Origin of the sequence: Enterococcus sp. 5B3_DIV0040, from assembly GCF_002140755.1 — a bacterium.
GTDB lineage: Bacteria > Bacillota > Bacilli > Lactobacillales > Enterococcaceae > Enterococcus_D > Enterococcus_D casseliflavus.
On sequence record NZ_NGLC01000001.1, the window covers coordinates 1,727,448 to 1,746,503 of the forward strand.

20 protein-coding genes are annotated in these 19,056 nt (G+C 42.1%); 3 read left to right on the forward strand and 17 right to left on the reverse strand.

Annotated elements, in window-relative coordinates; translation table 11 throughout:
• Positions 1-3: 3 nt before the first annotated feature.
• The 9 genes from A5883_RS08180 to fabT all read right to left on the reverse strand — a co-directional run bounded on the left by A5883_RS08180 (position 4) and on the right by fabT (position 7,014).
• Positions 4-1,368, reverse strand: a complete 1,365-nt coding sequence (locus A5883_RS08180) for an acetyl-CoA carboxylase biotin carboxylase subunit (RefSeq protein WP_005225896.1) — start codon at positions 1,366-1,368, stop codon at positions 4-6.
• Positions 1,369-1,375: 7 nt separating this feature from the next.
• A complete protein-coding gene (fabZ, locus tag A5883_RS08185; RefSeq protein ID WP_005225895.1) occupies positions 1,376-1,804 on the reverse strand; it encodes a 3-hydroxyacyl-ACP dehydratase FabZ in 429 nt (142 codons plus the stop codon).
• 4 nt (positions 1,805-1,808) lie between these two features.
• Complete coding sequence (gene accB / locus A5883_RS08190; protein ID WP_086338295.1) at positions 1,809-2,279, reverse strand: acetyl-CoA carboxylase biotin carboxyl carrier protein; 471 nt, start codon at positions 2,277-2,279, stop codon at positions 1,809-1,811.
• Entirely contained in the window at positions 2,280-3,518 is a 1,239-nt protein-coding gene (gene fabF, locus A5883_RS08195) for a beta-ketoacyl-ACP synthase II (RefSeq protein ID WP_005235583.1), read from the reverse strand.
• A 12-nt stretch (positions 3,519-3,530) separates the two neighbouring features.
• Positions 3,531-4,268: a 3-oxoacyl-[acyl-carrier-protein] reductase gene (gene fabG / locus A5883_RS08200; RefSeq protein WP_008378189.1), complete on the reverse strand. Its 738-nt coding sequence runs from the start codon at positions 4,266-4,268 to the stop codon at positions 3,531-3,533.
• Positions 4,269-4,277: 9 nt separating this feature from the next.
• On the reverse strand, positions 4,278-5,201 hold the full coding sequence (gene fabD / locus A5883_RS08205) for an ACP S-malonyltransferase (protein ID WP_074536437.1): 924 nt from the start codon (positions 5,199-5,201) through the stop codon (positions 4,278-4,280).
• Between the two features lie 123 nt (positions 5,202-5,324).
• Entirely contained in the window at positions 5,325-5,549 is a 225-nt protein-coding gene (locus tag A5883_RS08210) for an acyl carrier protein (protein ID WP_005225890.1), read from the reverse strand.
• 52 nt (positions 5,550-5,601) lie between these two features.
• Positions 5,602-6,564: a beta-ketoacyl-ACP synthase III gene (locus tag A5883_RS08215; RefSeq protein ID WP_086338296.1), complete on the reverse strand. Its 963-nt coding sequence runs from the start codon at positions 6,562-6,564 to the stop codon at positions 5,602-5,604.
• 9 nt (positions 6,565-6,573) lie between these two features.
• Positions 6,574-7,014: a fatty acid biosynthesis transcriptional regulator FabT gene (gene fabT / locus A5883_RS08220; protein ID WP_008378199.1), complete on the reverse strand. Its 441-nt coding sequence runs from the start codon at positions 7,012-7,014 to the stop codon at positions 6,574-6,576.
• 320 nt (positions 7,015-7,334) lie between these two features.
• Between fabT and A5883_RS08225 the strand changes: the two genes are divergently transcribed.
• Entirely contained in the window at positions 7,335-8,276 is a 942-nt protein-coding gene (locus A5883_RS08225; RefSeq protein ID WP_086338297.1) for a GIY-YIG nuclease family protein, read from the forward strand.
• A 68-nt stretch (positions 8,277-8,344) separates the two neighbouring features.
• On the opposite strand, the gene A5883_RS08230 is transcribed toward A5883_RS08225, so the two are convergent.
• From A5883_RS08230 to A5883_RS08265, 7 genes are all read right to left on the reverse strand, one after another.
• Complete coding sequence (locus tag A5883_RS08230; protein ID WP_005225886.1) at positions 8,345-8,575, reverse strand: YkuJ family protein; 231 nt, start codon at positions 8,573-8,575, stop codon at positions 8,345-8,347.
• Positions 8,576-8,658: 83 nt separating this feature from the next.
• Positions 8,659-9,534: an NAD(P)-dependent oxidoreductase gene (locus A5883_RS08235; RefSeq protein WP_016610191.1), complete on the reverse strand. Its 876-nt coding sequence runs from the start codon at positions 9,532-9,534 to the stop codon at positions 8,659-8,661.
• Positions 9,535-9,608: 74 nt separating this feature from the next.
• Positions 9,609-10,841: a glycosyltransferase family 4 protein gene (locus A5883_RS08240; protein ID WP_086338298.1), complete on the reverse strand. Its 1,233-nt coding sequence runs from the start codon at positions 10,839-10,841 to the stop codon at positions 9,609-9,611.
• 31 nt (positions 10,842-10,872) lie between these two features.
• On the reverse strand, positions 10,873-11,883 hold the full coding sequence (locus tag A5883_RS08245; protein WP_086338299.1) for a glycosyltransferase: 1,011 nt from the start codon (positions 11,881-11,883) through the stop codon (positions 10,873-10,875).
• A gap of 265 nt (positions 11,884-12,148) precedes the next feature.
• A complete protein-coding gene (ptsP, locus tag A5883_RS08250) occupies positions 12,149-13,876 on the reverse strand; it encodes a phosphoenolpyruvate--protein phosphotransferase (RefSeq protein ID WP_005225882.1) in 1,728 nt (575 codons plus the stop codon).
• The gene (locus A5883_RS08255; RefSeq protein WP_003126335.1) at positions 13,876-14,142 is read right to left on the reverse strand and encodes a phosphocarrier protein HPr; all 267 of its coding nucleotides are present in this window, start codon (positions 14,140-14,142) and stop codon (positions 13,876-13,878) included. The genes ptsP and A5883_RS08255 overlap by 1 nt, the downstream gene beginning before the upstream one ends.
• Positions 14,143-14,302: 160 nt before the next feature.
• Positions 14,303-14,494, reverse strand: coding sequence for a hypothetical protein (locus tag A5883_RS08265; RefSeq protein WP_005225880.1), 192 nt, complete (start codon positions 14,492-14,494; stop codon positions 14,303-14,305).
• 270 nt (positions 14,495-14,764) lie between these two features.
• Here A5883_RS08265 and A5883_RS08270 point away from each other — a divergent pair, with 270 nt between their 5' ends.
• Both A5883_RS08270 and A5883_RS08275 read left to right on the forward strand, forming a co-directional pair.
• Positions 14,765-17,029, forward strand: coding sequence for an ATP-dependent Clp protease ATP-binding subunit (locus A5883_RS08270; RefSeq protein ID WP_176323961.1), 2,265 nt, complete (start codon positions 14,765-14,767; stop codon positions 17,027-17,029).
• Positions 17,030-17,177: 148 nt separating this feature from the next.
• Positions 17,178-17,489, forward strand: coding sequence for a DUF1827 family protein (locus tag A5883_RS08275; RefSeq protein WP_005225878.1), 312 nt, complete (start codon positions 17,178-17,180; stop codon positions 17,487-17,489).
• Positions 17,490-17,651: 162 nt separating this feature from the next.
• Here the strand turns inward: A5883_RS08275 and A5883_RS08280 are convergent, their stop codons facing one another.
• The gene (locus tag A5883_RS08280) at positions 17,652-18,971 is read right to left on the reverse strand and encodes a helix-turn-helix domain-containing protein (protein ID WP_254907853.1); all 1,320 of its coding nucleotides are present in this window, start codon (positions 18,969-18,971) and stop codon (positions 17,652-17,654) included.
• Positions 18,972-19,056: the final 85 nt, after the last annotated feature.

The following is a 19,056-nucleotide window of genomic DNA, read 5'->3' on the forward strand; positions in this document are numbered from 1 at the left end:
CTCCTATTGTTCAGGTGTCCAATTTGGCAGAAATTCCTCTTGTAAAAAGGCGGTTGTATAGTCTCCCGCAATCACTTTCGGGTGACTGATCAAGTCCATTTGGAATTCTGCATTCGTAATGACACCATCGGTCACTAATTCGGCTAACGCCCGCTGCATCTTCATCAACGCTTCGAAACGGTTCTCGCCGTGAACGATCACTTTAGCGATCATAGAATCATAATAAGGTGGAATCGTGTAGCCAGAATACATGGCACTGTCTACACGAACGCCTAGGCCGCCACTTGGTAAAAACAAATTGTTGATCTTGCCTGGTGACGGTGCAAAATTGAAGGCTGGATTTTCTGCATTGATCCGACATTCGATCGCCGCGCCCGTCATCTTGATGTCTGCTTGCGTCAAGCCTAGCGGTTCGCCACTAGCGACTTCAAGTTGTTTTTTGACTAAATCAATGTTTGTCACCATTTCGGTGATCGGGTGTTCCACTTGAATTCGAGTGTTCATTTCCATGAAATAAAACTCCCCAGTGTCCGCCATTAAAAACTCGATCGTGCCAGCATTACGATACCCTACCGCTTGTGCGGCACGTACCGCTGCTTCGCCTAGTTCTGCTCGCTTGCTTTCAGAAATCACCACAGAAGGGGATTCTTCCAACACTTTTTGGTTGTTGCGTTGTAGCGAGCAATCGCGTTCACCAAGGTGGATAATATTACCAAAAGAATCACCTAACACTTGCACTTCTATGTGTCGAGCAGGATAAATGATTTTTTCAATGTACATTTCATCGTTGCCAAATGCCGCTTTTGCTTCTTGCTGCGCCGAAGCAAAATGATGCGGCAACGCTTCTTTATCGGCGACTTTCCGTATCCCTTTACCGCCACCGCCGGCCGCTGCTTTGAGCATGACTGGGTAACCAATCTCTTCAGCGATCGTTAAAGCTTCTTCCACATCAGAAATCGCGCCTTTGCTTCCGGGAATGACCGGTACTTCTGCTTCGATCATCAAGCGTCTTGCATTGATTTTGTTTCCCATTGCATCGATAGTCTCACTCTTTGGCCCAATAAAGACGATATTGCATTCCTCGCACATCGCAGCAAAGCGGCTATTCTCTGAAAGGAAGCCAAATCCAGGATGGATCGCCTCAGCCTTTGTGACGATCGCAGCGCTTAGGATCTGCTGTACATTCAAATAAGAGTCGGCTGCTTTGGCAGGTCCGATACAAATCGCTTCATCGGCAAGCTCTGTATGCAACGCTTCTTTATCTGCTTCTGAATAAACGGCGACCGTTTGAATACCTAATTCGCGACAAGCGCGAATGATACGTACGGCGATTTCGCCACGGTTTGCGATCAATACTTTAGAAAACATGTCTCACCTATCCAATCATGAAAGTCAATTCTGCTTCCGCCACTTTTTTCCCATCAACATAGGCAATTCCTTTGCCGATGCCAGCTGCAGATTTCACTTTGATTATTTCTACTTCTAAGATCAAGGTATCGCCTGGTGTTACTTTTTTTCTGAATTTCGCTTTGTCTAAACCGCCAAAATAGGCAGTTTTCCCACGAAAATCTTCCAATGATAGCAATGCCACAGCACCTGCTTGCGCCATTGCTTCCACGATCAATACTCCGGGCATCACTGGTTCATGGGGAAAATGACCTTGGAAAAACGGCTCATTGATAGTAACGTTTTTCTTCGCAACGACCCGTTTGCCTTCTTCTAACTCCTCTACCCGATCCACTAAAAGCATCGGATAACGATGAGGGATGATTTCTTTGATTTCTTGAATCGTTAATGCGCTCATTGCTTTACCCTTCTTTCACACGGAATAATGGTTGATTGTATTCAACGATTTGTTCGCTTTCAACCAAGACTTCAACTAATTCGCCATCGACGTCGCTGACGATTTCATTCATGACTTTCATCGCTTCAACGATACAGAGAATATCGCCTTTTTTCACGTGATCGCCGATTTGTTTGAAGTTGTCTTTATCAGGACTTGGTTTCAAATAAACGACACCCACTAATGGAGAGACAACTTCTTTGCCCTCTAAGACAGGTTTTGCCGTTTCTACTGTGTCCGGTGTTGCTGAGACAGCAGGCGTTGGTGCAACAGGAGTTGGCGCAGCATTCGCTGCAGGTGCAGAGGATGCATTTTGTAGCCCACTTGTCGTATTTTTATTAAAATAAAGTTCAAATGTCTCTTTTTTTAATTGAAGCTCAGTTAACGTCGATTGATCGAATTGGCTGAGCAGCTCTTTTACCTCATGTGTTTCCAATTACGCTTCCTCCCAACGTTTCAGCAAGATCACTGCATTATGACCGCCAAACCCAAGTGAATTACTCATGGCATAGGTCAATTCTGCTGGTTGGCTTTGATTGATAACAACGTTCAAGTCGATCTCAGGATCTTGTTCTGTCACGTTGATGGTTGGTGGAATAAATTGATGTTGTAATGCTAATAGTGAAGCAATGGCTTCGATTCCACCAGCCGCCCCAAGCAAATGACCAGTCATTGACTTTGTACTGCTGACATATGGTTTTTTATAGTCTTCGCCCAATCCGTATTGGATCGATGTCGCTTCTGCACTGTCATTGGCAGGCGTGCTTGTACCGTGGGCATTGATGTAGCCAACTTCAGCTGGGGTGATCGATGCTTCTTGCATCGCCAATTTCATTGCTTTTCCAGCACCTGATCCATCAGGATTTGGCGCAGTCATATGGTAGGCATCACAGTTCGCACCGTACCCTACGACTTCACCTAAAATCGTTGCCCCCCGTTTTTGCGCATGCGCCAATGATTCTAAAATGAAGACGCCAGCGCCTTCACCCATGACAAACCCACTACGATTTTTATCAAACGGAACGGAAGCTTTGTCAGGGTCTGATTCAGTGGTTAACGCCGTCAGAGACGCAAAACCAGCGATACCGATTTCACAGATCGTCGCTTCTGAACCACCAGCGATCATGACATCTGCGTAGCCATGCTTGATGTTCCGAAAAGCTTCACCGATTGAATGGGTACCAGAAGCACAGGCGGAAACAGTCGTCGTACAAATGCCTTTCGCACCTACCCGTAATGCAATGTTGCCGGCAACCATATTTACGATCGACATCGGTACGAACATTGGTGATACCCGATTTGCTCCTTTGTCATGCATCCGAATTACTTGGTCTTGAATCGTTGGCAAGCCGCCGATCCCTGAACCAACCATCACGCCAAAACGATCCACATCAATGGTTTCTGTATCTAACTTCGCCATTTCCATCGCTTCTAACGCCGCATAAATTCCATAAATGGAAAAAAGATCCATCCGCTTCGTATCTTTTTTAACGAAGTACTTTTCTAACGGAAAATCTTTGACTTCAGCGGCAACTGAGATCCCTGTTGCTTCTGCGTCAAATTTTGTAATCGGGCCGATGCCGTTGGTCCCGTTTTGTAAACTTGCTAAAAATGTTTCTGGGTCATTTCCGATTGGAGAAGTGACGCCGTATCCTGTAACTACTACTCGATTCATCTATTCTTCCTCCTACCCTTGCATTGCCATCCCGCCGTCTACACTGATCACCTGACCAGTGATGTAGGGGCTTTTTGCTAAAAAGACTGCTGTTTGCGCAACATCCTGTGTGGAACCAAAACGCTGTAATGGAATATTTGCCAATGATTGTTCTTTGACTTTATCCGACAGCACTTCAGTCATCTCTGTTTCGATAAATCCTGGGGCGATCGCATTGCAGGTGATCCCCCGAGCGGCACCTTCACGAGCGGCAGATTTCGTAAAACCGATCACGCCAGCTTTACTTGCCGCATAGTTGGCTTGCCCGATATTTCCCGTCAAGCCGACCACACTCGTCAAATTGATGATGCGGCCTTCTCGCAGCTTCATCATTTTTTTCAACGCGTGCTGCGTCATATTGAAGGTACCAGTCAAATTGATTTTGATCACTGAATCAAAATCTTCGGGTTTCATTCTCAACAATAATTTATCATTCGTGATCCCGGCATTATTGACTAAAATGTGGATCGGTCCGACTGCCGCTTCTGCTTCTAAAAGCATGGCTGCCGCTTGATCAAAATCAGAAATGTCCCCATTGATCGCTACACATTTCACGCCGTAGCTGGTGATGCGATCGATCAGTGACTGGGGAATTTCTTTTCGTCCATTTAAAACGATATTCGCTCCTTCTTTGGCAAAGGCTTCCGCGATGGTAAAACCGATCCCTCGCGAGCTACCAGTTACAAAGACGTTTCTATTTTGCAGATCCATAAATTCCTCCTAGTTGAATCGGGCTAGTGTATCTGCCAACGTTTGGCTATCTTCTACACGCGCAGTCTGTATTTCTTTGTCTATTTTCTTCATAAAACCGCTCAATACTTTTCCTGGTCCGATCTCGATGACTTGTTGGATGCCAAGCTGCTTCAGTGTCGCAATGCTTTCGTAAAAACGCACTGGCGATTTCACTTGTAGCGTCAACAGTTCCTTGATTTGGTCTTGCTGCATTGGCTGCGCGGTCGTATTGCTGATGACAGGTACTTGTAACTCATCAAAGGTGATTTGAGCTAATTCCTGTGCTAATTGCTGCGATGCGGGTTCCAACAAAGCAGTATGGAAAGGACCGCTGACATTTAAAGGAATCACCCGTTTGGTTCCAGCAGCTTGTAACAATTCCACCGCTTTATCCACTGCCGGCGCTTCACCGCCAATGACGATCTGCTGCGGCGTATTGTAATTCGCTGGTGTCACGATCCCCACTTGACTGGCTTCTTTACAGATTTCTTCAATCGTTTCAGCAGGTGTGTTCATCACAGCGACCATTTTCCCAATACCTGCTGGCGCCGCACTTGCCATATACCGACCGCGCTTTTGCACCAATGCGACTGCTGTCTGGAAATCAAGCGCACCACTAGCGACTAAGGCTGTATATTCGCCTAAACTCAAGCCAGCAACAGCATCTGCTTTGATTCCTTGCGCATCCAAAAGTCGCCAAAAAGCCGTACTTACCGTTAAGATGGCAGGCTGCGTATATTCCGTCTGGTTTAAACGTTCGTTTTCAGTAAAGCATAGCTCGGCCATATCATATCCTAGAATGGTGCTGGCTTGTTCAAACGTCTCACGAACGATGGCTTCTTGGTGATAGAGCTCTTCTCCCATTTGGGGGTACTGTGCGCCTTGACCGCTAAATAAAAAGGCTGTCTTCATCTTGCACTCCTTCATTACTTTGATCGTTGTCGTTGGAGAACATGGCTTCTTGCAGTTCGTCTATGAATCAGCAAAAACACGTTCTTAAAAAGGAAAGGCTAGGCTGTCTGCCTAGCCTTTGTTTTATGCTTGTTGTTTTTCTACATATTTAACTAGATCTTCAACGGTTGTGATACCATCTTCTGTTTCGATCTTCACATCGAATTCATCTTCGATCTCGTTAATGATTTGGAAAAGATCCAAGCTGTCTGCTTCTAAATCTTCTTGGATGTTTGTGTTCAATTTGATTTCTTCTTTTTCTTTTCCTAATTCTTCTGCTACGATTTCTTGAATTTTTTCGAATACCATGTGTATATTCCTCCAATGTGTTTTTCAATAGTAATTTTGTTTCGTGAACAAGTTATAAGGTGGCTAACATAGTTCCCCATGTCAATCCGCCGCCAAAACCTGAGAACACCACTTTTTGACCACTGCCAAGTGACAGTGTACCTCGTTTGATTTCTTCATCTAGCAATAACGGAATCGAGGCTGCCGAAGTATTGCCATAATCTTGCATATTTTGCAAAAATTTCTCACGGGGCTGCTTCAGCTTGCGAGCAACTTTGTCTAAAATACGTGAATTTGCTTGGTGAAGCAAAAAATAATCGATTGCTTCATCTTGTGTCAGATCATTGATCGAGGCGACCACATCACGTGTCGCAAAATCAAAGATTTCTCGTCCAATCATTTGCATACAAGCACTATACGCCGGAGCGTTTTGTGAAAAAGGATTCTCATTCGTTCGAAAACCAGATGTTAAAGACATGCCTCGCGTCCCATCTGCTTTTAAAGACTCTTTGAGCAAATGCTGCTCTGAACATGCTTCCAGCAATAGACCGCCGGCACCATCTCCGAATAAAACAGCCGTCGAACGGTCGTTCCAATCCAAGACTTTTGAAAGTACTTCTCCACCGATGACCAATCCTTTTTTAGCGCCCGTTCGAATCAGTTTTTCAGCCATAGACAATGCATACACGAAACCAGCACATGCTGCACTGATATCAAAAGCAAAGGCATTGACTGCCCCAATCGCCCCTTGGACTTGGCAAGCAACCGCCGGTGTATTGAAATCCGGTGTGATCGTCGCTACCAAGATAAAATCTAGACTTTCTGCTGAAAGCTGAGCATCTTGTAAGAGCGTTTGAGCGACGCGAATACAAAGGTCTGAAGTGTTTTCGCCGACAGCGACTCTTCTTCGTTTGATTCCCGTGCGAGAATGGATCCATTCATCTGAAGTATCCATCAAATTTGATAGATCATCATTTGTTACGATTTTTTCTGGAACATAACTTGCAGTCGCGGTAATTTTTCCAAACATATTCATCCATTATTCTCACTTATAATCTTGTAAAAAGTCATGCAGATTTTTCAGTGCTTTCAACAGTGCCTGTTCCTCTTCAGGAGACATCTGACTCAAGACACCCTTCACCATCTCACGATGAAAATGCTGATGAACACGATAAAGGAGTTTTCCTTTTTTCGTCAAACCTAGTTTGACGACTCGCCGATCATCTTCACTGCGAATCCGTTCTACATATTCTTTTTTCACCAAACGATTGATCGCGATGGTCAAAGTCCCAACAGTGATCGAAAGCTCTTTGGCAACTTCAGTCGTGGTCTTTTTTTTGTACATCCCGATGGCTTCGATGGTATGCATTTCGGTAATTGAAAGGTCTTTGAATTGAGATTTTTTCAATTCAGATTCTTCAATCACTAAGATGTCATTAAAGACGCTGACTAAGTAGTCATTAACTGTTTCTAAATTGGGTTCCATAACCTTCACCATCCGAATACTTTGATAATCAAATCATTTGATAGTCAAACTATATCGGAAGTTATTGAGAAATGCAAGAATTTTTTCGAACTTTTTTTATTTTTAAGCGCATTTTTATTTAAGAATTGATTTTCTAAGATTTTAAAAGCTGCGAGTTGACAAAATAATCCGTTTCCGTTATAGAGAAATTTCCTTTGAATGTCAAAGTTTATCATTGCGTTGCTTCCACTCTATTTCTAATTTTTTCTTGTCGATGACCAGCAATCGTTGCTCTCTTACGCTTCATCTGCTACTCTTTGAAGGAAGGAGAGGAACGATCGATGAATCCGAACAAAGAGTTTCTAAAAAACAAAGCAAATGCACTGCCTGAAAAGCCTGGTGTTTATTTAATGAAAGATCAGCACAACGAAGTCTTGTATGTAGGAAAAGCCAAATCATTGAAACAGCGTGTCGTTTCTTACTTCCGAAAAAATCAGCAGCATGCCAATAAGGTGCTTCGACTTGTTTATAATGTCGTTGATTTTGAAACGATCGAAACAGATACAGAATTGGATGCACTATTACTTGAATGTCGTTTGATCCAAGCTTTTCATCCTATCTACAACCGACAAATGAACCATTCAGCCAACTATTGCTTTGTTGACTTGACGAATCATACCTTCACGATCACTCAAACACCACAAATTGGCAGTTATGGCCCCTTTCGGCAAACAAAAAAATTGCCAACATTGTTTCAATTATTGTCAGAAACCTTTCAATTGCCGACTGTCAACGAACTGACGCTATTGACCTTACGTAAGCAGCTCCCTCAAATGGATGCGTATCCCTTGGAACAGAAGTGGCGGGAGATCGGCTGTTTTTTTGCAGGAAAGAAGACCGACTGTTTTTCACTCCTTAAAAAACGCTTGTCATATCTGATTGATCACCTATTGTTTGAACAAGCTAGTGTACTGCAGCGCCAGATCCATTTAGCACAAAGCTTTTACCAAGAAATCGTGAGGGTCAATCAGTTTATTCAAGAACCAGAAGTGATTTTTTCTATTCTCCTTGACTTAGAGGAGCCAGGATCACAGACGACTCAAATCAAATACTATCAAGTTAGCTTTGGAAAGTTGATCCAAACAAAAGTTCTTTCTCCCGAGGAAACATTCCAGCCACTCCCGCCAGCAAGCGCTGCGCTTCCTTTAGCCCCGGAAGATCTCGATCCATTAGGGATCATCCTTAATCACTTGTATCGCCAAGAAAAAGCAGCAGATAAATAAAAAACAGCAAGCCCAAGTAGGCTTGCTGTTTAGAAATGAGAAAGCGACGACGAATGTCCCACTCATTCTTATTGGATCAAATCATAGATTTCCATGGCTACAATATCAACATTATCAAATTGATAAGATTGACTTGATTCTGCTTCCGTTAATTCAAACGTTTCTGTCGAATTGTCATAAGTAACGGTACATTTTTCGACGCCTTCTTTTTCAAAACGACGTACTTGAACTTCATTGTCTTGCGCTTCGACCATCGCTTCTAAACGTTTGATGATAGCGACTAATTGCGAACTTTTCATTCGTAAGCCTCCTTTTTCTGTCCGTTATATTGTATCAAAACATCCTCTATCTTGCATTGATTTTTCGTATTTTTTTTGTCATTTTAAGATTTTTTTCCATCTTGCCACCAAAGTTTAATCAGCGCCTGCGTTCCGTCATTTTCGAAGCCTTTTTCAGCTAACTGATCATACAATTTTTTAGCTAAAGCGGTGCTTGGCAAATCCAATCCCATCTTCTTGGCCTCATCCAAAGCGATCCCCAAATCTTTGATGAAATGTTTGACAAAAAAGCCTGGAGAATAATCCTCTTTTAGGATACGAGGACTGTAATTCGTCATGGACCAATTGGCTGCCCCACCGCCAGAAAGCGTGTCAATCACTCGTGGTAAATCAAGACCGGCTTGATTCGCATAGACCAGCATTTCTGTCATCCCCGTCATGGTTCCGGCAATCATGATCTGATTGGCCATTTTCGTATGCTGACCCTTCCCTGCCCCTCCTTGAAGTTGAAACGTCTTTCCTAATACTTCAAAAAGTGGTTTTACTTGTTGGTAAGCTTCTTCATCGCCACCAACCATAATCGTTAGCGTGGCGTTTCTCGCACCAAGATCACCACCAGAAACTGGCGCATCGATACTCGCTGCTCCTTTTTCCTTCGCTGTCTGGTAGATTCGTTCTGCCAAATCAGGTGTACTGGTGGTAAAATCCACCAATGTTTTGCCCGTCACAGCCGTTTGAAAAATCCCTTGAGGCCCATAGTAAACCTCTTCAACATCGGATGGATAACCAACCATTGTAAAGATGATTTCACTTTCTGATGCAACTTCTGTTGGGGTGTCACACCAAATTGCTCCATTCGCAACGAGTTCATCTGTTTTTTCTTTCGTCCGATTGTAAACATTCACTGTATGTCCGGCAGCCAAGAGATGACCAACCATCGCTTGACCCATGACACCAGTACCGATAAATCCTAATTTCATGCAGATCCCTCCAAAATAAAAAAGTTCATGTCTTTAGTATACGCTAAAAACATGAACTTGCGAAAATTTTCTGTTTAATCGATCGTTCGGCGAAAGGCCTTTAATTTTACTTTGAATTTTTCTAGCGTCTGCTCGGTTTCTTTTTCGATGCGTTCTGTTTCATAATAAGCGACCATGTCATGGTAGAAAGATAGCATCGACTCACCGAAGCGCAATGCCGAGATCTCGTACATTTTTCTAGCAAGAACTTCGGGATCAGCAGGAATCTTTCGTTCATAATAATCAATAAATGCTTTTGCGAAATCCCGATCCCTCTCATAGGTGACGCCTAAAGACGGATCATCGATCAAGGTGTTTAAGTAGTCATTGCCTTCAACGACTAACGGTGTTCCAGCAGCCATTGCTTCCGTGTAAGTCAGTCCTTGTGTTTCTGATGTGGAGGCACTGACGAAGTAATCGGCAGCATGGTAATAGATCGCCACTTTATCATTTGCCACTTCACCGACAAATTGAACATGGTCAGATAAAGCCATATCCACCACTTTTTCTTCTAATTTTTCTTTATGCGGACCTTTCCCAACGATCACTAATTGCGCATCAGGAATCTTCGTTAAAATTTCTGGCATGCCGTCGATGATTGCTTGGATATTTTTTTCATAAGAAATACGACTGAGGGAAAGCAGCATGGGTTGATTCTCAGTGATGCCCAATTTCTCCCGCAATTCTTTTTTCATGTCAGTTGTAATATCCGGTCGGCGAAACTTCTCAACTTCGATCCCTGTGGGGATGATCCGCATTGGTGAAACCACACCATACCCTCTCAGCGTATCGATGACCCGTTCACTTGGACAAACAACACCTGTCGAGTGGTTGGCAAATAGCCGTGAAAGATATTTCACGTGAGATGGCCGCAAGACCTTTCCGTTTGCGATATAGTGCAAGTAATCTTCATACATTGTATGGTAGGTATGGATCACAGGAATCTGCAATTTACGCCCCACCATTTTCCCCAACATCCCAGAACCAAACTCTGTATGGGTATGGATCAATTCCAATTCTAATTCTTTGGCGATCAAATAGGCATACAACATGCCGCGAACCACGATTCGCCGATCTTTGAAAGACACAAACGGGACACTTGGCATGCGAATGATATCTTCTTCGTCCAGATCAGCATTTGGATCGGTCGTTGTAAAGATATACACTTTATGGCCTTTTTTCTCAAGCTCTTCTTTCAATGTCTTGATCGATGTCGCCACACCACTTACCTGGGGGAAGTAGGTGTCTGTAAAAAATCCGATTTTCAAAACGGTACCTCCAAACTTTACATTAGTTTCTTCATTCCGTATTCATCACTTTTGTATAAACCTCTTGTAATTTAAACCCAATTTCATCAATACTCTTTTGCTTTGCTGTTTCATAACCCGCTTCACTCAATTGTGGCAACGTGCCCTCCACGATTCCTTTGATTTTCTCAATAAATCCTTCATTGGTTTTTTCCATGTATGCATTGTGCCCATTACTTAGCCACCCTTTATAAACAGGAATATCTCGAACGAGCACATTTTGGCGACTGGCTAACGCCTCAAGGACTACGATCCCTTCTGTTTCTTCATAAGAAGGAAAGAAGAATAAATCGGCAGCGGAATATGCGCCTTCGATAATGTCTCCTTTGATATAACCTGGAAACAACACATTTTCTGGATGGTCTTCATTGACGAGGTCGCGGATCTGTTTAGGAATCGTCATCATTGGTGTATGACCAAACCAGATAAACGTATACTCAGGCAACTGTCTAGCTATCTCTACAAAATCAAGAATGCCTTTTCGTTCAAAAAATAAACCGACGGATATAATGACTTTTTGATCTGGTAAGAGATTGAAATACTCGCGAAAGGCTTTTTCTTTCTCTTGATCCGGCTGATATTTGTCAAGATCGATGCCGTTTGAGATTGCCTCGATCGGTACTTGGATACCATACCCTTCCAAAAGTTCTTTCGAATAAGGAGTCGGGGTGATCAACTGATCGGCTCTAGAATAAAGATTGATCAAATATTTTTTATATAATGGCGAAAGCTGGTTTGAGCCGATAAATGAATTCCGAAAATCCTCTTCAGTAGAATGGGCATGGTAAATCACTTTTTTCCCTTGTCTTTTGGCTTTGTTGACCATGTGCATACTATTGATACCATACGTGTTGATATGAAGGATATCATAGTTCTCATCATTTTTATCAAGAGTAAAAGGAATCCCGACAGATGTCAGTGCTCGTTGCTGATGGGCCAACGCTCGACCGATACCTGATTTAGCTAATAATTTTTCTCCTTCAAAATAAAGAAGTACTTTCAAAGATGATTCCTCCTTGGAAATGCTTATATCTGATATTAGTATACCATAGGCAATCGGAGACATACTCCTACCATGGTCCTAGATTTTGTTCCCCATTTAATCATGATACGTGAAAAACCTACGGAATCATAGCTTTATACAAAGATATGACAAAATTGTTCGTTTTCTGAAAAAACGAGCAGGCTGTTGCAAGTCAAGTCGAACAAGAAGGCTTCTTATAACAAAAAAAAGGCAACAAGCAAAATTGCTTGTTGCCTAGAAATGATTAGTTTACATACTGTTCGATTAGCTCAACAACTTCTTCCATTGTATCGCAATCTTCTAAAGCACGTTTTGCTAATTCTTGCATGTCAGTCGTTGACAAGCGTTTCATTAAGCTACGTGTTTTCAGAACAGATGTTGCACTCATTGAGAACTCATCTAAGCCCATACCTACAAGAAGTGGCACAGCAGTTTGATCGCCCGCCATTTCTCCACACATACCAGCCCATTTGCCTTCAGCATGCGCTGAATCGATCACGTTTTTGATCAAACGTAAAATTGATGGGTTGTATGGTTGGTACAAGTAAGACACGCGCTCGTTCATGCGGTCTGCAGCCATGGTGTATTGGATCAAGTCATTGGTACCAATACTGAAGAAGTCAACTTCCTTCGCAAACTTGTCTGCTAAGACAGCAGCTGCTGGAATTTCGATCATGATTCCGACTTGGATCTCGTTAGAAACCTCAACGCCTTCGTCAATCAATTTTTGACGCTCTTCTTCATACATTTTCTTCGCAGTACGGAACTCTTTCAATGTTGCCACCATTGGGAACATGATACGTAAGTTGCCGTGAGCAGAAGCACGTAACAACGCACGAAGTTGGGTACGGAACATGTCATCCCCAAGTTCAGATAAGCTGATACGCAATGCACGATAGCCTAAGAAAGGATTCATTTCATGAGGCAATTTTAGGTAAGGAAGTTCTTTATCGCCACCGATATCCATTGTACGGACAACCACTGGTTTGCCAGCCATTCCTTCTAAAACTGCTTTGTATGCTTTGTATTGGTCTTCTTCTGTTGGGAAATCAGGAGAATCCATGTACAAGAATTCAGTACGGTATAAACCGACTGCTTCTGCACCATTGTTGTGGACACCTTCTAAATCTTTTGGCGTTCCAATGTTCGCAGCTAATTCAAAGTGCTTGCCATCAGCGGTAACTGTTTCAGCATCTTTCAATTTTTCCCATTCTGCTTTTTGTTCTGCGTAGGCTTTCCCAGCTTCAACAAATTCAGCTGCTTGGTCATCTGTCGGGTTGACGATAACGTCACCGATAATACCGTTAACAGCTAAGATGTCGCCCGCTTTCACTTTTGCAGTGATCTCCATTGTTCCAACAATTGCTGGGATTTCAAGAGAACGTGCCATGATAGCGGAATGAGAAGTACGTCCACCGATATCTGTTACAAAAGCTTTTACAAAGTTGCGGTCTAATTGTGCAGTATCACTTGGTGTCAAGTCATGCGCAACAACGACTACTTCTTCGTTGATCATTGAAGGATTAGGCAAAGTCACATTCAGCAAATGCGCCAAGATACGTTTTGCGACATCTTTAATGTCAGCTGCACGTTCTTGCATGTAAGCATTGTCATCCATTGCTTCAAACATACCAATATACATGTCAGTAACTTCTTTCAACGCAGCTTCTGCATTGACTTTGTTATCTGTCACGTTTTGTTTGATTTGACCAATCATCTCAGGATCTGAAAGAACCATTAAATGAGCATCAAATACTTGTGCTTCTGCTTCACCTAAAGTTTGCGCTGCTTTGTCACGGATTTGTTGTAATTCCGCTGTTGACTTCGCTAACGCATCATCTAAGCGTGCTTCCTCTGCTGCAGTATCTTCAACTGATACTTTTGAAAAAGATAAATCAGGTTGTACTAACAGGTAGGCTTTCGCAACGGCTACACCATCACTAGCAGCAATTCCTTTTAGCATCTCAACCATTATTCAGACAAACCTTCTTTTTTCATTGTTTCTACGATTGCAGCGATTGCATCTGCTTCGTCAGCACCTTCAGCAGTGATAGTTACATCAGAACCTTGGCCAACGCCTAATGACATTACGCCCATGATTGATTTAAGGTTTACTGATTTACCTTTGTACTCTAAGTTGATATCAGAGTTGAATTTGCTTGCTGTTTGAACCAATAATGTAGCTGGACGTGCGTGAATCCCTGTCTCAGCAACTACGTGAAAATCTTTCTTTTCCATATTGATCAATCTCCTTTATGATACGTTTTTTTGTGTGAAGGCAAAATTTCCATGCATGCAATGACACCCGAAAAAAATCGCCCTTTCAACTGTTAAGATTACCATTTTTTTCCTCGATAGACAACCGTTTTCTCTTAAATAAACGATTGAAATAAATGTCCTATTTATTTTCTTGCACATAACGGTAGATGATCTTCCCATTTAAGCCCGCTTCTCCGACAAAAGAAGACCGATCTTCCAACTGGAGCCAGACATCTCTAAACGCCAGGAATTCTGGCTGTTGGACAATCAATTCTTGGATCTCTCCATTGCGCAAACGCGTTATTTCTGAAGCAAAATCTCTGTTCTCCATCGTCAATTCTCACCTCTTTCTTTCTATTATAATGGAATTACTTTTTATTTAAAAGACGCTTCTGCTAATGAAAGAGCGGCAAAAATTTTTACGAGTAAAATTCTTGCAGTCTGACAAAAAGTTAGTATAATAGAATTATGGTCAGTAAAGGTCAATAACACATTACCTCGAAGATGACCGTTTCTATGCACACAGCCCCTTTTCTTTTACAAGTGTAAAAAAGCGCCGTAAAATAAGGGTGTTGGAACAAATATGAAAGGTCGTGAATCTATGCTTTGTCAAAATTGCGGCAAAAATGAAGCGTCTATTCATTTATATGCCAGTGTCAATGGTCAAAGAAAACAACTCGATTATTGTCAAAGTTGTTACCAAAAATTAAAAGCTCAATCTGGGAATGCTGCAGCTGCAATGGCGCAAGATCCTTTTGGATTCGGCAATATTGATGATCTATTTCGTCAAATGTCTCGCCAGATGCAGCAAGGAAATACCCCTTATGAACAAACCCCTCCGACGCAAACCGGCGGTAACGGTTTTGTCGGCGGTCAGCCTCCACGCAATAACCAAGCACCTGCAGGTCTGTTAGGAGAATACGGTATCAATATTACCCAAATGGCTCGTGATGGCGAAGTCGATCCAGTCGTTGGTCGTGATTCAGAGATCAAACGAGTGATTGAGATCCTTAATCGTCGAACAAAAAACAACCCTGTGCTTATTGGTGAACCCGGGGTTGGGAAAACTGCCGTCGTTGAAGGGTTAGCCCAAAAAATCGTCGATGGCGATGTGCCACAAAAACTAATGGACAAAGAAGTCATTCGTTTGGACGTTGCGTCTCTTGTCCAAGGCACAGGTATTCGTGGACAATTTGAAGAACGCATCCAAAAATTGATTGAAGAAATCAAGCAAGCAGAAAACGTGATTTTGTTTATTGATGAAGTCCATGAAATCGTTGGCGCTGGTGCAGCTGGCGACGGAAATATGGATGCTGGAAACATCTTAAAACCAGCTCTTGCTCGTGGAGAACTACAAATGGTCGGAGCAACGACGTTAAATGAATACCGCATCATCGAAAAAGATGCAGCTTTAGAACGCCGTTTGCAACCAGTACGTGTGGATGAACCTTCTGTGGAAGAAACGATCCGTATCTTAAAAGGTTTGCAACCACGTTATGAAGATTATCATCATGTGAAATATACTGATGAAGCGATCGCAGCTGCCGCTACCCTTTCTAACCGATACATCCAAGACCGATTCTTGCCTGATAAAGCAATCGATCTACTAGATGAAACAGGTTCTAAGAAAAACTTAACGATCCAAATCGTTGATCCAAAAACGATCGAAAAGAAATTACAAGAAGCGGAAGAGCAAAAACAAGCTGCCTCTCGAGAAGAAGATTTCGAAAAAGCTGCTTACTATCGCGATCAAATCAATAAATTGCAAAAAATGAAGGAACGCCAAATCAGCGAAGAAGAAACGCCAGTCATTACCGAAAAAGACATGGAACAAATTGTTGAAGAACGGACAAATATTCCAGTTGGTGAATTGAAAGAAAAAGAACAAACGCAATTGAAAAATCTTGCGGATGACTTGAAAGCTAAAGTTATCGGACAAGATGAAGCGATCGATAAAGTAGCCAAAGCGATCCGCAGAAATCGGGTCGGTTTAGGCAAACAAAATCGTCCGATCGGCTCTTTCCTATTCGTCGGGCCAACCGGTGTCGGGAAAACCGAATTAGCAAAACAATTAGCCTATGAGATGTTTGGTTCTGAAGAATCGATGATTCGTTTCGATATGTCAGAATACATGGAAAAACACAGTGTATCCAAACTGATTGGCTCTCCTCCTGGTTACGTTGGCTATGAAGAAGCGGGTCAATTGACGGAAAAAGTTCGTCGGAATCCATATAGCCTAATTTTATTAGACGAAGTGGAAAAAGCCCATCCTGATGTATTGCATATGTTCTTGCAAATTCTCGATGATGGTCGTTTGACGGATGCCCAAGGACGTACAGTCAGCTTTAAAGATACCTTGATCATCATGACAAGTAATGCTGGAACTGGCAAAGTTGAAGCCAACGTCGGCTTTGGCGCAGCGCGTGAAGGCATCACTCGTTCCGTGTTAAATCAATTAAACAATTACTTTACGCCAGAATTTCTCAATCGCTTTGACGGGATCATCGAATTCAAGGCACTAAGCAAGGAAAACTTGTTATCGATCGTGTCCCTTATGCTGCATGATGTCAATCAAACACTTAGTCATCAAAAATTGCATATCGATGTTCCACAAGACGTGCAAGAAAAACTGGTCGATCTAGGTTACAGTGCAACGATGGGTGCTCGCCCATTGCGCAGGACCATCCAAGATCAAATCGAAGACGGTATTGCTGAATATTATCTTGAGCATCCTCAAGTTCGTCAATTAAAAGCACAATTGGAGGATTCCGATAAAATCGTTGTAACTTCAGCTGAATCCTCTGCACTTCCTGAAGAAACACCTTCTGCTGAAGAGGAAAAATCATCGGAAACAGATGAGCAATAACGTGTCAAAACGGTGACCAAACCGTTCGTTTTGCCAGACAACCATGTTTTGCCAAAAAATTGGGTAATTCCGAGTTGTCTGGCTTTTCTTTTGAAAAAAAACGACCTATAATGTTATTAATAAATACATAGAATGTGAGGTGAGTCTGGTGAAATTAATCAACGTTACAAACAGCCATTCTCGACTAGTATTGAATCAACTTGAAAATACCGACGCAGAACTTGTAAAGGTTTACACTGCCGGAGACACGACCGTGATCTTTACCTCAGCGCCGAACCACAATGAAATTTTGCTGATCAATAAAAAACGAAATATTCGCCCGACGGAAGTAGAAGAAATCAAAAATTACTTCTTGAAAAAATTACCTGATGGCTCCTATGATCCTGCTACGATCTCTGTGATCCAAATGCCCGAAGTGGTAGAAATCTCCATCAAAAAAACGTTGTCTTCCTCACGTTAGCTTTGCCTAATCACGTGTTTAAAAAATATCTATAAAAGGTGACTGTCGCAGCCCTCTTTTATAGATATCTTTTTTTGTCTTCTCTCCTCCTTCTTTCGCCTAGTACTTCGACCAACGCTACCTGATAGTCAAGCAAAAAAAGAGAGCCTTACGCTCTCTTTTTCAAGTATATTTATTAGAAATCATCGACTGGATCATCACATGGAGATTATGCCAATCCTTGGTACTATGAACATTGCCAAAAAATGTAAATTTCTGCGACTCATTATGGATCAGCACGCCATCAGAAACCAGTATGTCTGAGTCTCCTAAGTTCGAACTAAAGTGAATCACATTTTCATTGTAAATTTTCAATAGTTTGTTCTTAATGACCGGAATATATTCTGGATGGTTCAAAAGAGAAATACCAATGCGAATCGGTTCCTCTTTTTGGATAGGTAAATAAGATGCTGTAATTTGAGCGATTTTCCTTAAGAAAAGGGCTTCTTTTTCTATTACAAACGAATGGCGCTGCAAGACGGTCGCAATCAGCTCCTCCACCTCTAATACGCGTTCGTTCGTAGAGGACAAATCTTCAGTAGACACAAAACTATCCAAAAAGAGATGAAGACAGCCCCATGTATTCATCACTAATTCATAGGTAAGAAACGCTTCGATCGCTTTGGAAAGATCATACTTTTGCGACAAGACAGCCACAACATCGGCAGAAAATTCGACCAATGGATTCCCCGAGAGGTTTCGCAGCTGTTTCCCCAAAAGAAGTTTCTCTTGATCCGAGATCGTTTCAGGTATGAAGAGAAAAACCCAGAAATGATAAAAAATCTGTTCTTTCTCGATATCTTTCTGACTTCTGATCGGCAGCAGCTTGATCACTTGCTTTTCCCCATTGAGTTGCTTGATTTGCTCATAAATAGCGATGGAAGCTTCGTCTAATTCATTGACGATATAGCCCCTCAACACCGCATTTTCAATGATTGAAAACATAATGTCGTGCTTCACTTTAGTAGTTTTCAACGGCTCATATTCTTTCGCAGCTAATTCAACGCTTGCACGGGTGCGCTGATTGATGTAAACATTGCAAGCCATGATCTCAACTAAATAATGGTACATCCGCACACAAGGCTCTGCCCCTGTCAGATCAATGGAATCTGTATTGTTATTGATAGTAATCGGGACATTTTGGATAACCAGCATTTTTTTCAGATAGCTGATCAATTTATAACAATAAGAAATACTAAAAATCAATTCTTCTGAGATGTCCACCATACGGGTCTTTCTTTTTCTTAACAAATAGGATAATAGACGATAATAAGGAGATTCTAAGAAATACTTCTTCTTTAGATTCACAAAAATATGCAGGCTTTGTTCTTCGTTTAATTCTCGTGACAAATAAACGGTTCTCTTTTTCAGCAAAAAAATAGACTCGTCAAAGGTCGTAAACTCTCTCATATCTTCGGCGATTTCATTGATCAAAATTTTCACCTGATACAAAGATTTGTTTATCGTTTCACATATTTTATCGAGAGACAGCTGCTTCTCCAAAATGATATTTCTAATAATAGTTAAT